The organism is Streptomyces sp. NPDC007983 (genome assembly GCF_042958345.1).
Taxonomy (GTDB): domain Bacteria; phylum Actinomycetota; class Actinomycetes; order Streptomycetales; family Streptomycetaceae; genus Streptomyces.
In genome coordinates, this window is sequence record NZ_JBIBJI010000001.1 from 151,986 (window position 1) to 164,421 (window position 12,436).

Annotated in this window: 16 protein-coding genes; 7 read left to right on the forward strand and 9 right to left on the reverse strand. The window is 68.5% G+C overall.

Annotated elements, in window-relative coordinates:
- Positions 1-103 precede the first annotated feature (103 nt).
- Positions 104-469 carry a DUF6247 family protein gene (locus ACFZCY_RS00700; protein WP_391168313.1) on the reverse strand — a complete coding sequence of 122 codons (366 nt, stop codon included), beginning with the start codon at positions 467-469 and terminating at the stop codon, positions 104-106.
- A 348-nt stretch (positions 470-817) separates the two neighbouring features.
- On the opposite strand from ACFZCY_RS00700, the gene ACFZCY_RS00705 reads away from it, so the two are divergent.
- Entirely contained in the window at positions 818-2,038 is a 1,221-nt protein-coding gene (locus ACFZCY_RS00705; protein ID WP_391168314.1) for an acyltransferase family protein, read from the forward strand.
- Positions 2,039-2,063: 25 nt separating this feature from the next.
- Here ACFZCY_RS00705 and ACFZCY_RS00710 read toward each other — a convergent pair whose 3' ends face one another.
- The gene (locus tag ACFZCY_RS00710; protein WP_391168316.1) at positions 2,064-2,936 is read right to left on the reverse strand and encodes an NAD(P)-binding domain-containing protein; all 873 of its coding nucleotides are present in this window, start codon (positions 2,934-2,936) and stop codon (positions 2,064-2,066) included.
- Positions 2,937-3,032: 96 nt separating this feature from the next.
- Here ACFZCY_RS00710 and ACFZCY_RS00715 point away from each other — a divergent pair, with 96 nt between their 5' ends.
- Positions 3,033-3,374, forward strand: coding sequence for a winged helix-turn-helix transcriptional regulator (locus ACFZCY_RS00715; protein ID WP_391169352.1), 342 nt, complete (start codon positions 3,033-3,035; stop codon positions 3,372-3,374).
- Positions 3,375-3,395: 21 nt separating this feature from the next.
- On the opposite strand, the gene ACFZCY_RS00720 is transcribed toward ACFZCY_RS00715, so the two are convergent.
- Together ACFZCY_RS00720 and ACFZCY_RS00725 are read right to left on the reverse strand one after the other, a co-directional pair.
- Positions 3,396-3,590 (reverse strand): hypothetical protein, encoded by a 195-nt coding sequence (locus ACFZCY_RS00720; protein WP_391168317.1) that lies wholly within the window; start codon positions 3,588-3,590, stop codon positions 3,396-3,398.
- A 92-nt stretch (positions 3,591-3,682) separates the two neighbouring features.
- The gene (locus ACFZCY_RS00725) at positions 3,683-4,519 is read right to left on the reverse strand and encodes a helix-turn-helix domain-containing protein (RefSeq protein ID WP_391168319.1); all 837 of its coding nucleotides are present in this window, start codon (positions 4,517-4,519) and stop codon (positions 3,683-3,685) included.
- A 132-nt stretch (positions 4,520-4,651) separates the two neighbouring features.
- On the opposite strand from ACFZCY_RS00725, the gene ACFZCY_RS00730 reads away from it, so the two are divergent.
- Positions 4,652-5,386: an alpha/beta fold hydrolase gene (locus tag ACFZCY_RS00730; RefSeq protein ID WP_391168321.1), complete on the forward strand. Its 735-nt coding sequence runs from the start codon at positions 4,652-4,654 to the stop codon at positions 5,384-5,386.
- Positions 5,387-5,585: 199 nt separating this feature from the next.
- Here the strand turns inward: ACFZCY_RS00730 and ACFZCY_RS00735 are convergent, their stop codons facing one another.
- Both ACFZCY_RS00735 and ACFZCY_RS00740 read right to left on the reverse strand, forming a co-directional pair.
- A complete protein-coding gene (locus ACFZCY_RS00735; protein WP_391168323.1) occupies positions 5,586-6,710 on the reverse strand; it encodes a hypothetical protein in 1,125 nt (374 codons plus the stop codon).
- Between the two features lie 95 nt (positions 6,711-6,805).
- On the reverse strand, positions 6,806-7,276 hold the full coding sequence (locus ACFZCY_RS00740; RefSeq protein ID WP_391168325.1) for an ArsI/CadI family heavy metal resistance metalloenzyme: 471 nt from the start codon (positions 7,274-7,276) through the stop codon (positions 6,806-6,808).
- Between the two features lie 78 nt (positions 7,277-7,354).
- Between ACFZCY_RS00740 and ACFZCY_RS00745 the strand changes: the two genes are divergently transcribed.
- Genes ACFZCY_RS00745 through ACFZCY_RS00755 form a run of 3 tightly spaced genes read left to right on the forward strand, consistent with a single transcriptional unit; the run spans position 7,355 to position 9,289 of the window.
- Positions 7,355-7,756 (forward strand): metalloregulator ArsR/SmtB family transcription factor, encoded by a 402-nt coding sequence (locus tag ACFZCY_RS00745; protein ID WP_391168327.1) that lies wholly within the window; start codon positions 7,355-7,357, stop codon positions 7,754-7,756.
- Positions 7,756-8,868 (forward strand): ACR3 family arsenite efflux transporter, encoded by a 1,113-nt coding sequence (gene arsB, locus ACFZCY_RS00750; RefSeq protein WP_391168329.1) that lies wholly within the window; start codon positions 7,756-7,758, stop codon positions 8,866-8,868. Before ACFZCY_RS00745 ends, arsB begins: the two co-directional genes overlap by 1 nt.
- Positions 8,861-9,289: an arsenate reductase ArsC gene (locus ACFZCY_RS00755; RefSeq protein ID WP_391168330.1), complete on the forward strand. Its 429-nt coding sequence runs from the start codon at positions 8,861-8,863 to the stop codon at positions 9,287-9,289. The genes arsB and ACFZCY_RS00755 overlap by 8 nt, the downstream gene beginning before the upstream one ends.
- 410 nt (positions 9,290-9,699) lie before the next feature.
- Here the strand turns inward: ACFZCY_RS00755 and ACFZCY_RS00760 are convergent, their stop codons facing one another.
- From ACFZCY_RS00760 to ACFZCY_RS00770, 3 genes are all read right to left on the reverse strand, one after another.
- Positions 9,700-10,164, reverse strand: coding sequence for a hypothetical protein (locus ACFZCY_RS00760; RefSeq protein ID WP_391168332.1), 465 nt, complete (start codon positions 10,162-10,164; stop codon positions 9,700-9,702).
- Positions 10,101-10,544, reverse strand: coding sequence for an ATP-binding protein (locus tag ACFZCY_RS00765; RefSeq protein WP_391168333.1), 444 nt, complete (start codon positions 10,542-10,544; stop codon positions 10,101-10,103). The genes ACFZCY_RS00760 and ACFZCY_RS00765 overlap by 64 nt, the downstream gene beginning before the upstream one ends.
- A 184-nt stretch (positions 10,545-10,728) precedes the next feature.
- Positions 10,729-11,328 (reverse strand): NUDIX domain-containing protein, encoded by a 600-nt coding sequence (locus tag ACFZCY_RS00770; RefSeq protein ID WP_391168335.1) that lies wholly within the window; start codon positions 11,326-11,328, stop codon positions 10,729-10,731.
- A 489-nt stretch (positions 11,329-11,817) separates the two neighbouring features.
- On the opposite strand from ACFZCY_RS00770, the gene ACFZCY_RS00775 reads away from it, so the two are divergent.
- Positions 11,818-12,288: a VOC family protein gene (locus ACFZCY_RS00775; protein ID WP_391168337.1), complete on the forward strand. Its 471-nt coding sequence runs from the start codon at positions 11,818-11,820 to the stop codon at positions 12,286-12,288.
- The last annotated feature ends 148 nt before the right edge of the window (positions 12,289-12,436 follow it).

A 12,436-nucleotide genomic window follows, 5' to 3' on the forward strand; every position in this document is an offset into this window, starting at 1 on the left:
CGGCTTCCCCCTACACTCCCGCGCCCCCAGGGGGTGTCGTGCGGCCCGCCGTGCTCTGCGGACGCGCACCATGGCCGACACCCCTCGGCCATGCGCGAGGCGGCTATCGCCCTACCGCGGGCGTCTCCCGATGCGCCGCGTCCATGATCTGCCGCATCTCGGCGAGCGCAGACCCCAGCGCCTCCCGGTTGGTCGCCTCCTCCGCCACGACCTCCAACTCCCGCAGCCGCGCGGCCCGGGCCGGATACCGCTGAATCGCGACGAACTCACCCCACCACTGGAGGAACGTACGCAGCGGAGAGATCGTGCCGTTCCGCGCGGCCTGCTCGACGGCCCGGTCCAGATGCTCGACGAAGGCCGGCAGCTCCCCGGGCGCGATCCGGGCGACCGCCGCCCGCAGGGCCGACGGGGTGAGGACCGGCATCGGGATCAGGGGCCCGTCCTGGGCGGAGGAGGACTGCTCGGTCATCACCAAATCTCCTGAACACACCATCAAGCGATCGCCGTTCGCGAGCCTACGCCCGCGTCCCATCCGCCACACGCCTCTGACCTCTATTGATCGTTTCCCCTCGCCCCGGAAGCGGAAATTGAACGCCCCGGACGACCTTTGTCCGCCTCGCGAACCGCCGAGTGGATGAAGCGTCGGAGAACACTGCGCGGCGCATCCACGAGGGTTTCTGGAACGACGGCTCCGCGTTATCCGAATTGCCGCCGTCTGTCCGGGCTGGGCCGGCTTCGGCGGCCGTAGCGTGAGCCGCCCGTGGCCGTTGAGCCCGAGGTTCCGTCGGTTCCCCCTCGTGAGGATGACGCAGGTCTGATGCAGGTCAGGTTTCAGCAGCCGCTTCCCCCGGCCGTCGACTCGCCCGGACGCGGTGGGACCGCCGTGGCCGGGCGCGCCGGCAGCGACTCCCCGCCGCGGACGGCCCCACCGCGGACGGCCCCGACGCGCAAGGTGGCCACCGTCGGACGGGCCCGGCCCCGGCTGTACGTCGTCGACGGCATCCGCCTGGTCGCCGCGCTCATGGTGGCCCTGCACCACTACGCGGGCACCAACCGGGCCAACCAGCCGGGCAACGCGATCTGGGGCCGCCCCGCGTCCGAGATCATGCCCACGCTGTTCCACTTCGCGTCCTTCGGCTGGATCGGCGTGGAGATCTTCTTCGTGATCAGCGGCTTCGTGATCTGCATGTCGTGCTGGGGCCGCACGCCGAAGGACTTCTTCGTCTCCCGCGTGATCCGCCTCTACCCGGCGTACTGGGTCGGCGTGGCCTTCACCACGGTCTCCATGATCGTCCTGCCGGGCGTATGGGAACGGCCCCCGGGGCGGGACATCCTGCTCAACTTCACCATGCTGCAGTCGGGTTCCGACGTGCCCGACGTCGACCTCGTCTACTGGACCCTCTGGTCGGAGCTGCGCTTCTACCTGCTCTTCATGGTCGTGGTCGCCATGGGCCTGACCTACCGCAGGGTCGTCGTCTTCTGCTGCGTATGGGGCGCGGCCGCGATGCTCGCCCCCGTGTCCAAGTTCCCGCTGCTGGTCCTGGCGGCCGACCCCAGCGGCGCCTGGTACTTCATCGCGGGCCTCGCCCTCTACCTCATGCACCGCTTCGGCCAGGACCTGCTGCTCTGGGGCATCCTCGCCATGGCGTGGCTGATGGGCCAGCGCGAACTGGCGATGCGGGTCGCGTTCGAAGACGTCTCCAGCTGGCGCGGCTCCGTCCTGATCTTCACGGTGTTCCTGCTCATCATGGTGGCCGTCGCGCTCGGCTTCACCGACCGCATCCGCTGGAAGTGGCTGGTCACCGCGGGCTGTCTGACCTACCCGCTCTACCTGATGCACTACGTCGCCGGCGTATCGCTGCTCAGCCGCCTGCACGACACCATGGACCCCCGCCTGCTCCTCGCCCTCGTCATCTCCGGCTTCCTGGCCCTGAGCTGGCTGGTGCACCGCTTCGTGGAACGCCCGGCGGCGCGGCTGCTGAAGCGCGGGCTGGAGTCCTCCTTCACCAGACTCCGCTCCTTCGGCCGCGCGGCCTGACCCGCTTCCGTCTCAGCCTTCCGTCTCAGCGAAGCAGCAGGTCGATCACCCCGGTCGTCCCCTCGTCGCCGTGTCCCGCCGCGAGACGGCGTTCCATCAGCGCCATGAACGGGCTCAGCAGCTCCGCGCTCACGCCCTGCTCCTCGGCGGTGCGCAGCAGCGTTCCGTTGCCCTCCACCATCATGGCGAGGTTCGACGTCACACCGAGGGTGTAGTCGCCGGTCTCCAGGTGCGTGGCGACCCCGTTCGCGTACGGGGCCATGGCGGTGAGCCACTCGATGAGCAGTGCCGCGAACTCCCGCGGGGCGGCCTCCGTACCGCGCATGAGCGCGAAGGCGTGCGACACCCCGGCGAACATGCCGGTCATGGCGCTCAGCAGCGCCACGTCGTGCAGAGCGGCCGAACCGGGGTCCACGCCGACGTACCGGGTGGCCGCCGGGACGGCCAGCGCGTCGCGGTGCGCCGCGAACAGCTCCGACGACCCGCTGTAGAAGACGTACGCGCCGGACTCCGCGGAACCGATCATCGGCGGCACGGCCATGATCCCGCCGTCCAGATAGCGGGCGCCGCGTCTCTCCACCCACGCGGCGCGTTCACGGGCCCGGCCGGGGGTGCTCGTGGTGACGTTGACGAGGTCCTTGCCCCTTAGGTCAGCGCCGTCCAGCACCTTCTCGACCGAGGCATCGTCGAGCAGGCAGACGACCACGAGATCGCTCGCCGCCACCGCTTCGCCCACCGTCGCCGCGACCGTCGCCCCCTCGGCGGCAAGCGGCTCGGCACGGCTCGCGGTGCGGTTCCACACCGTCACCTCGTACCCCGCGTCCAGCCACGCACGAGCCATCGCGGTGCCCATCGCGCCGAGGCCGAGCACGGTGATCCTCTTTCCGTCATCTCTCATGCGGCTCAGGCTCGTCGCTGGGCGCTGGGATACTCAAGTACCCACTTCGGAGTGGGTGGTTACTCTGGCGTGAGCGACGAGGTGGAGGGGTTGGGCATGCGGACCACGCGGCGACCGGGCTCGTACGAATGCGGGATCGACGCGGCGATGGACGTGATCGGCGGCAAGTGGAAGGTCCTGATCCTCTGGGCGCTCGAGGTCCGCCCGCACCGCTTCGGCGAGCTGCGCAGGGGGCTGCCCGGGGTGACCGAGAAGGTCCTCACCGACCAGCTACGGGAACTGGAGCTGGACGGCATCGTGCACCGCGAGGTCTACGACGAGGTGCCGCCGCGCGTCGAGTACTCGCTGACCGCGCTCGGCACCTCGCTCAACGAGGCCCTGGCCCCCCTCGGCGCCTGGGGCCGCGAGAACATCCTCGACGGCGCCCACCACGACTGACTCCGGCTTCTCCGTAGCCCCTCAGCTGCTCGGCCCTACCGCCACGCCGTCCACTTGCTGCGATTCCACCGCCCTCCCCGGCACCAGGACGGCAAGGGTGCTGCGCGCTTCACGCCGCAGCGAGCGGCGCCGCGCGAAGGTCGCAGTAAGGGCGAGAATCGAGATCGTGGCCCCGTAGAAGACGGCAACGATCGTGGAGAGGAGCCCGATCGTCATCGGGCACGCACCTTTCTTCCCCCGCTCGGCCCGCCCAACTCACGCTCCAGGGCAAGGCGTTGATGCGTTTCCCCTCCACCATACGCCCGCCGTCAACCGGTCGGTACCCGTTGCCGGATGGCGGAGGCGAGGAGCGTCAGCTTCTCGGCGCTGTCGGTGCCGGGGTCCGGGTGGTGGACGACGAGGGTCTGCCCCGCCGTACCGCCGATGCCCAGCCGCTCCCGGTTGAGCAGCAGGCCACCGACCTGCGGGTGATCGATGCGCATGGGTACGCCTTCGCATACGTGCACATCGTGGCGGGCCCAGAGCCGGCTGAAGCGGGGGCTGGCGAGGGAGAGTTCGCCGACCAGCTCGATGAACCGGGGGTCGTCCGTGTCGGTGCCGACGGACTCGCGGAAACCGGCGACCAGTCCTGTGGTGGCGTTCTCCCAGTCCGGATACAGGGCCTGCTCGGCGGGGTCGAGGAACAGGTCCCGCAGACGGTTGGCCCCCGCCACGAGGCGCGGCGACAGCGCGGTCGCCAGGACGTTGGCGGCGAGGACGTCGAAGTAGCGGCCCTCGACGTACGCGGGCAGCGGGAGCGTGGCGACGAGCTTGGCGGTGCCCGCGGGGACGGTCTCCTCCGGAGGCCGGGCCCGACGCCGACGGGGCCTGCCGGCGCCCAGCCGCAACAGATGCGCCGTAGCGTCGTCGTCGAGCAGCAGCACCCGGGCAAGGGACTCCAGGACCTGCACGGAGGGGTTGCGGTCGCGGCCCTGCTCCAGGCGCAGGTAGTAGTCGGCGCTGATGCCCGCGAGCATCGCGACCTCTTCCCGGCGCAGCCCCGGCACGCGCCGTGGCCCGAAGGCGGGGATACCGGCCTGTTCAGGGGTGACGAGCTCACGGCGGGCGCGCACGTAGTCGCCCAGCAGGTTCGGTTCGCCGGTCATGCCTCGACCGTAATGCGTCTTCTCGCGACGGGCCTGGCCCTGTCACCCCCAGGACCGCGGGGACCCTGGCCCGCCCGGAGCCCGGGCACCAGCCTGATCAGCGACCCGGACATCCACGGCGAGGAGCAGCCCATGTCCACGTATCTACTGATCCACGGCGCCTGGCACAGCGGCCGATGCTGGGAGCGGGTGGTCCCGCTGCTGACATCGGCCGGCCACCGGGTGCTGGCGCCGTCGCTGACGGGCTACGGCGACAAGGCGCATCTGCTCGGCCCCGAGGTAGGGCTCGACACACATGTCGACGACATCGTCGGCCTGATCACCGAGGAGGACCTGACCGAGGTGATACTCGTCGGCCACAGCTACGCCGGGCTCGTCATCTCCTCGGTGGCCAACCAGATCCCGGACCGGATCGCGCGCTTGGTCTACCTCGACGCGATGGTCCCGGAGGACGGCGAGAGCGCGGCCGACATCATGCCCGTCACCCAAGGCCTGATCGACCTCGCCGTCGCGTCCGACAGCGGCTGGCGAGTCCCGCCACTCCCCGAGCTGCCGCCGCCCGCGGGCCTGTTCGGGGTCACCGACCCGGCGGACGCCGCGTGGCTCCGCAGCCTGCTGTCGGATCAGCCGGTGCGCTGCCTCCAGCAACCGGTCCGCCTGGACAACCCGGCCACGGACGCGATCCCCCGGACGCACATCCACTGCGTCACCGGCAAGCCGGAAGCCTACGCCCGGCGCCCCGTCCCCCCGATACAGCCCAACGGCACCCCGGCCCAGGTGTGGGAACTGCCGACCGGCCACGACTGCATGATCACGATGCCGGTAGAGCTGACCGAGCTGCTGCTCAGGCTCGGCCCAAAGCACTGAGACCCCACCGACGTCAAGCCTGGTGAACCGACTCGTACAGCGCGCGGTCGGCGAGCGGACGCATCCCGGGCGCGGACCTCTCGACCGGCGGCTCAGTGGGCAGCCGGACGCGCGCAGAGGGGCGGGACCCGGTGAGTGGGCCCCGCCCTTCTGCGTCGTTGTGGTCAGGAACTCATGGCCGCAGTTCGGGCCAAGCGGCTCACTCGGGGTCTTCGACGTCGTCGTCAGACTGGAGACCTTGAGTGGGGGGCAGGTCAAGAGTCCCGGTGGGGTTGGTGCATCCGGGGACGCTGCCTTCGGGGGCGCAGTTGTCAGGGGTGTTGTTGACGACCTTGGTGTGGGTGAGCGTCACCTGACCGCCCGACTGGTTGTCGATGCCGCCGCCAGCGGTGATCGCCGTGTTGCGTGTGATCAGGCTGTCGACCAATGTGGCGGTGGCGTTGGGGCCGAGGTTTGAGAGGCCCGCGCCTCTCACGGCGATGTTGTCCTTGAGGGTGGTCGACTTCACATTCAGGGTGGAGGTGTTCACGTTGCGGATGCCACCACCCTCAATGCCGGTGTTGCCCCTGATCGATACGGACTCCAGGGTCGCGGTGCCCAGTTGATTCTCCAGACCGCCACCATTGCTGGTGACGGCTCGGTTCTTGATCAGGGCCCCGCCCTTCATCGTCATGGTGCCGTTACCGGTGGGTGTGCCGTTACCGGTGTTGAGGACTCCGCCGCCGAAGCTGGCCGCGGTGTTGCGTTCGACGGTGGTGCGGTCGAGGTGGAGCTGTCCGCCGTTGTTGGAGACGCCACCACCGGTAACCGCGAAATTGTCCTTGAAGACGGTGTTGTTCAGGTTCAGTGTGCCCCGCTCGTTGAGGGCTCCGCCGCCAGAGTCGCTGCTGACGCCGCCGCTGACCGTGAGCGACTTCAGGGTGAGCGTGCCACCGGACACCACGTGGAAGATGCGGAAGCTGTCCGTGGCGTCCGGGTCGCGTCGGATGGTGGAGCGGTTGCCGGAGATGGTGACATCCCCGGTGATCTCGGGAAGCCCATCGTCCGGGTTGTCCGGCGTGGTCAGTGTGTAGGTGCAGCGGGATGCAAGCGTGATGCGACCACCGTTGGCGTTGGCCTGGTTGATTGCATTCACCAGGCCGGGGATGTCGTTGCACCCCACTCGAATATCTTGGGCGGCACTGGCCGACCCGGTCGGCAGGACCGCGAGGGAGAGTCCCGCACCGACCGCGACGGTCATGGCGCCGGACCGCGAAATGAACCTCATCGCTACGCCTTCCTCAGCGCTGGAGTGAAGCGGCGCATCACCGGCATCAGCGGTCATGCTGGTGAACCGGGATGGCTAGATGACGTTCTCTTTCTAACGACAGGTGATCGCGCCCTCACCTGGTGTGCCGCCAAACGGGTCCGGTCGTTGCCTCAGTGTTCGCTGCTCGTGGCGGTCTGGGGGGCCTCCGTCGGCGCAGGCTCGCCGGCGCAGCATGCGTCGGCGGTGTCGAGTGCCGCGCTCTTGCCCATCTGACCGGCGTCGCCCTTCACAACGTAGATCTCCCAGGGCTCCTTGCCCGGGCCGTGGACCCAGACCTTGTCCTGGAGGGCGTAGCAGCACGAGGTGTCGTTCTCCTCGAAAGTGGCGAGCCCTGCGTCCTTGAGGCGATCGGTGGCGGCGCTGACCTGGTCGGCGGAAGTCACCTCGACGCCGAGGTGATCCAGCCGGGTTTCCTGGCCCGCCTCGCCCTCGATCAGGACGAGCTTCAGCGGCGGCTCGGTGATCGCGAAGTTGGCGTAGCCCGGACGGCGCTTACCTGGCTCCACACCGAAGAGCTTCGAGTAGAACTCCACCGAAGCGTCAAGGTCGGGCACGTTAAGGGCGAGCTGAACACGAGACATGACCGTCCCCCATCTCGTTACATCGATGTCCTTCGATTCAAGATTGCGCCTTGGATCGAAAGACGTCAACATAGAAGCATGTCGAAACAAGACCTCACGGTGCTCGGCCAAGACGGCGTCGACGGCTGCTGCCCAGGACTGCTGACCGCTCCCCTGGACGAGGCACAGTCCGTCGAGCTGGCGAAGGTGTTCAAGGCGCTGGGCGATCCGATCCGGCTGCGGCTGCTGTCGATGATCGCTTCCCGGGCCGGGGGCGAGGTCTGCGTCTGTGATCTCACCCCTGCCTTCGACCTCTCGCAGCCGACGATCTCCCATCACCTGAAGCTGCTGCGGCAGGCCGGGCTGATCGACTGCGAGCGCCGGGGCACCTGGGTCTACTACTGGCTGCTACCGGAGATGACCGACCGGCTCGCCGGCATCCTCACCCGCCCCGCCGGGCAACCGCTGCCCGACCGTGCCGGGACGGCGGTGGACGCCTGATGACCGCCGAGACCATGACCGCGCCGGTTGCCGCGCGCCTGTCGTTCGTGGACCGCTTCCTCGCGGTGTGGATCCTGCTGGCGATGGCCGCCGGACTGGGCCTGGGACGGCTCGTTCCCGGGCTCGGCGACGCCCTGGCGAAGGTGACCGTCACCGGCGTCTCCCTGCCGATCGCGCTCGGCCTGCTGGTGATGATGTACCCGGTCCTGGCCAAGGTCCGCTACGACCGCCTCGACACGGTCACCCGGGACCGACGCCTGCTGATCCCCTCGCTCGTACTGAACTGGGTCCTCGGCCCGGCGATCATGTTCGCGCTCGCCTGGCTCCTCCTGCCGGACCTGCCCGAGTACCGGACGGGCCTCATCATCGTCGGCCTGGCCCGCTGTATCGCCATGGTCATCATCTGGAACGACCTGGCCTGCGGCGACCGTGAAGCCGCCGCCGTCCTCGTCGCTCTGAACTCCGTCTTCCAGGTGATCGCCTTCTCCGCGCTCGGCTGGTTCTACCTCACCGTGCTGCCCGGCTGGCTCGGCCTGGAACAGACCGGTCTCGACATCAGCGTGTGGGAGATCGCCCGCAGCGTGCTGATCTTCCTCGGCATTCCGCTGGCGGCCGGCTTCCTCACCCGACGGCTCGGCGAGAAGGCCAAGGGCCAGGCCTGGTACGAGTCCAAGCTCATCCCCAGGATCGGCCCCTTCGCGCTTTACGGGCTGCTGTTCACGATCGTGCTCCTGTTCGCCCTCCAAGGGGACGCGATCACCTCACAACCGATGGACGTGGCACGGATCGCGGTACCGCTCCTGATCTACTTCGCCGTGATGTGGGCCGGATCCATGGCACTGGGCAAGGCCGTGGGCCTGGACTATCCCCGCTCGACCACGCTGGCCTTCACCGCTGCGGGCAACAACTTCGAACTCGCCATCGCCGTCGCCATCGCCACCTTCGGCGCCTCCTCCGGGCAGGCCCTGGCCGGAGTCGTCGGCCCGCTCATCGAGGTCCCCGTCCTGATCGGCCTCGTCCACGTCGCCCTGGCCGCCCGCCGCCGCTTCCCCCAACCCACCGCCGAGGCCACCGAGCGCACGCCCAACGAGGAAGGCGCCGCCCATGTCTGACCCCCAGAAGCGCGAGAAGCCGTCCGTGCTGTTCGTCTGCGTCCACAACGCGGGCCGCTCCCAGATGGCCGCCGCCTTCCTCACCCACCTCGCGGGCGACCACATCGAAGTCCGCTCCGCGGGCTCGGCACCCGCCGAGCACGTCAACCCCGCCGTGGTCGAGGCGATGGCGGAAGTCGGCATCGACATCGCGGCAGAGATCCCGAAGGTCCTGACCGCCGAAGCGGTCCAAGCCTCCGATGTCGTCATCACCATGGGCTGCGGCGACGCCTGCCCGTACTTCCCCGGGAAGACCTACCTGGACTGGAAGCTCGACGACCCGGCCGGCCAAGGCGTCGCGGCGGTACGACCGATCCGCGACGAGATCCGGGCCCGCGTCCAAAGCCTGATCGGCGAGATCGTCGCCGAAGACCCCCGGTGACCGGCATACAGAGTCGACCATGAGCTGCGCACGACGGAAGCGCTCCACGCTGTGGAACTCATCGCCCAGCCGATCCGTGTGCACCTCGGCGTACACGGACAACAGTTCCGAGCGGATCTCTGCGAGCCCAGCAGCGTCACGGCACTCGATCGTCGAGTCCTCCAGGTCACCCCTCCATGTGCCGTGCCCGCCGTAATAAATCGCTGCTGCTGATACGCGTTGCTGTCGGCCGATCGCACGTCGTAGGTCCACAAACCTGTCCCGTACGCGTTCGCTTTTGCACCCGATCATTCATGGCAGAAGCTCGGGAAACCTCCGAAACGGCTTGTTCAAGGCTCGGAGGCCGATCGCCACCAGCCACCGACCCCGGGCGCATCTGAGGATGGCACGAGTGGCTGTGACCTGCGATGTCAGCTCAGGCTGCGGCGTGCAATGGCGAGGAACTCCGCCTTGAACGGCTCCAGGCGCTCGGCCAGGCTCGTCCCGTCGCCCTCCTGCCAGACTGCCTGGTTCAAGGCACGGCCGTAAGCGGTCGTCGATGAGTGAAGGCCGGGCGGGCACAGCAGTTGGACACCGTTCTCGGCTATACGCAGACCGTCCATCGCTGGCCTGGCCGTCCGGTACCACTCATCACCTACCTCCCACTGGGACGGTCGTGCATGAGCCACACCTTCGGCCTCCAGGGCGAACCGAATGAACTCCAGCACGGTCCTGATCTGCTCGGCACGTCGCTCCTCCGCCAGCGCCGCAGCCCGTCGTTGTTCCTCAGCCCGGTCGGCCGCCCGCTGCGTCGTGCGCTGGGTCAGATACGTCAGCGCCCCTCCCACACCCACACCGACCATCGAAACCAGCGGCGTCCACAGATCTCCTGCCATGGCCGACTACTACCCGCACCTGCCCACCGACAGCTGCCGATCGTGCGAGGCGGCCACGCTCGCCCCAGAACGCCGTGCCGCGCCGATACGAGTTCGAGGCCGCGGCCGTGCTCGTCGTCCTCCTCGGCCTTCACGCAGTGGGGCAGACGACGACTTGCCGCGTCGGAGACTTGGACGAGGCAACTGGCGCCCTCGTCGTGGAGACGGACTTCGAAGAGGTGATCGCGCTCGTGGCCATGGCGTACGGCGTTGGTGGCCAGTTCGCTGCACACCAGGAGCAGCCGGTCGATGGTTTCCTGCGCGTAGCCCCAATCGTGGAGCGTTCTGCCTGCCTGATCGCGGGCGAGGCGGACGGATCTGGGCGTGGACGGCAACTGCACCTTCCATTGCCGCGCAGCAGGCTGCTGGGGGGGTACGGGTGGTCATCGGGAGCATGGCTTCCCCTTGTCACGTGGTGGTCGACGACGCCTGCGGCAGCGCGGGGCTCGCGCTCGACCTCACCGCCGTCATCGACTCACCTCGGGTCGTGCGACACATCCACGAGTTCCACCGTCGGCTGACGCCCTACTCCCGCGAAACATCGGTCATCAGGTTCGAGCAGCGCATGCGTGAGGTGTTGGGCTGGACACCGGGCTTGGTGGCCTCGTCCAGGAGCAGGTACAGCAGGCCGACCAGGCTGCCGCTGCTGACGATCTCGCGGCGGTCGATCATTCCGCGGATCTCCGGGAGCGGGATCCACTCGATGCGGTCCGATTCGTTCTGCTCAGTCGGCGGGCCGATGTACGTCGCGCCGTCGGCGCGAAAAACATGGTGCTCGGAGTCGGTGATCCCGTTCGCGGGCTGGGCGTACACCAATGGCTTGACCGCCTCCACCCGCCAGCCCGTCTCCTCCTCGACCTCGCGCGCGGCGGCCTGCTCCGGGGTCTCGTCGGGCTCGATGAGGCCCATGGGCAGCTCCCAGCCCCAGGCGTCGGTGACGAAGCGATGCCGCCACATCATCAGCACCCGCTTCTGCTCATCGACCACAGCGGCGACGGCCAAGTGCCGCATCCGCACCACGTGGTGCTCCCAGCGGCGCCCATCGGGCTGCTGGACGTCCACGAGCCACAGGTTCACCCACGGGTTGCTGTAGATCTGCCGCTCACCATGGACAGTCCACCGCATGAGCCCACCCCTCTTCGCCGACACAGGGCTCAGCATGTCACCGCCGCTGTCTGGATCGCCCGCGCAGTGGGGCGCAGCGCTCACGGTGGCTGATGTCGGCCGGAGATGTCAGAAGCCCCGGACGGGAGGCCGTCCGGGGCGTTGTCCGTGCTCGGGCACAGAGCCGACTGTCGGGTTCGAACCGACGACCTTCGCTTTACAAGTTCGTCACGCTGGTGTGGTGATCAGTCCGATGACACCTCACCCCGGCCCGTCCGGTGCACGGACGGGCCTGGCGGTACGACGATGTGCACACCTGTTGCCGTCAACAACTGCCGTCAGGCCACGCCGGTTTTCAAGAGGGCTGTGGTCGGAACGACAGCTACGCTCCTCCCCTGCGTGGATCAGCCCTCTTACTACCCACGGACGGCCTTGTGGTCCACCAGGGGTCAACGCAGCAAGTGCTCGGGCTCGTCCACGCCTGTCAGCGGCGCGCAGTACGGTCCTGATATGGCAGCCGGAATCGACCTGACCCTTGACTGCACGGACGCGAAGCTCCTCGCCGAGTTCTGGAAGACGGCCCTGGGGTACATCGACGAGCCACCACCCGCTCCCTTCAAGACTCGCGAGGAATGGCTCGCGCAGTTCGATCTCCCGGAGGACGATTCTGCGGACGACGGTGCGTGGCTCTGCGATCCCGACGGGGTCGGCCCCAGGCTCTCCATCCTCACGGTCCCCGAGCCGAAGACAGCGAAGAACCGGCTTCATCTCGATGTCCGGGTGCCAGGGAACGGCAGCCCTGGCGAGCGCTGGGCGCGGATCGAAGCAGAGTCCGAGCGGCTGGTGAAGGCAGGTGGGAAGGTCCTGGAGAAGTTCGACGGACACCACATAGTGATGGCTGACCCAGAGGGCAACGAGTTCTGCGTCGCCCCGGCCCCCTCCGCGCCCCCGTCCACCGCAGGCCTAAAGAGCCCTTCGTAGACCGGTCACCTCACCCTCGGCCATGCCGTAAACCTCTTGATCCGTAGGTTCGGGCAACGGCCTGGTGCGAGCCTTGGCGGCCGTTTCACACGGTGTTCGGCGCGAGCTGTCGGCTGGGGGCCTGTGCCGTCGTTGCTGTCGCGGTTGC

Bases quoted from the DNA above. Each gene is read 5' to 3' on its own strand.
- ACFZCY_RS00700 (WP_391168313.1), bottom strand. From the start codon at position 469: ATGACCGAGCAGTCCTCCTCCGCCCAGGACGGGCCCCTGATCCCGATG.
- ACFZCY_RS00705 (WP_391168314.1), top strand. From the start codon at position 818: ATGCAGGTCAGGTTTCAGCAGCCGCTTCCCCCGGCCGTCGACTCGCCC.
- ACFZCY_RS00710 (WP_391168316.1), bottom strand. From the start codon at position 2,936: ATGAGAGATGACGGAAAGAGGATCACCGTGCTCGGCCTCGGCGCGATG.
- ACFZCY_RS00715 (WP_391169352.1), top strand. From the start codon at position 3,033: ATGCGGACCACGCGGCGACCGGGCTCGTACGAATGCGGGATCGACGCG.
- ACFZCY_RS00720 (WP_391168317.1), bottom strand. From the start codon at position 3,590: ATGACGATCGGGCTCCTCTCCACGATCGTTGCCGTCTTCTACGGGGCC.
- ACFZCY_RS00725 (WP_391168319.1), bottom strand. From the start codon at position 4,519: ATGACCGGCGAACCGAACCTGCTGGGCGACTACGTGCGCGCCCGCCGT.
- ACFZCY_RS00730 (WP_391168321.1), top strand. From the start codon at position 4,652: ATGTCCACGTATCTACTGATCCACGGCGCCTGGCACAGCGGCCGATGC.
- ACFZCY_RS00735 (WP_391168323.1), bottom strand. From the start codon at position 6,710: ATGACCGCTGATGCCGGTGATGCGCCGCTTCACTCCAGCGCTGAGGAA.
- ACFZCY_RS00740 (WP_391168325.1), bottom strand. From the start codon at position 7,276: ATGTCTCGTGTTCAGCTCGCCCTTAACGTGCCCGACCTTGACGCTTCG.
- ACFZCY_RS00745 (WP_391168327.1), top strand. From the start codon at position 7,355: ATGTCGAAACAAGACCTCACGGTGCTCGGCCAAGACGGCGTCGACGGC.
- arsB (WP_391168329.1), top strand. From the start codon at position 7,756: ATGACCGCCGAGACCATGACCGCGCCGGTTGCCGCGCGCCTGTCGTTC.
- ACFZCY_RS00755 (WP_391168330.1), top strand. From the start codon at position 8,861: ATGTCTGACCCCCAGAAGCGCGAGAAGCCGTCCGTGCTGTTCGTCTGC.
- ACFZCY_RS00760 (WP_391168332.1), bottom strand. From the start codon at position 10,164: ATGGCAGGAGATCTGTGGACGCCGCTGGTTTCGATGGTCGGTGTGGGT.
- ACFZCY_RS00770 (WP_391168335.1), bottom strand. From the start codon at position 11,328: ATGCGGTGGACTGTCCATGGTGAGCGGCAGATCTACAGCAACCCGTGG.
- ACFZCY_RS00775 (WP_391168337.1), top strand. From the start codon at position 11,818: ATGGCAGCCGGAATCGACCTGACCCTTGACTGCACGGACGCGAAGCTC.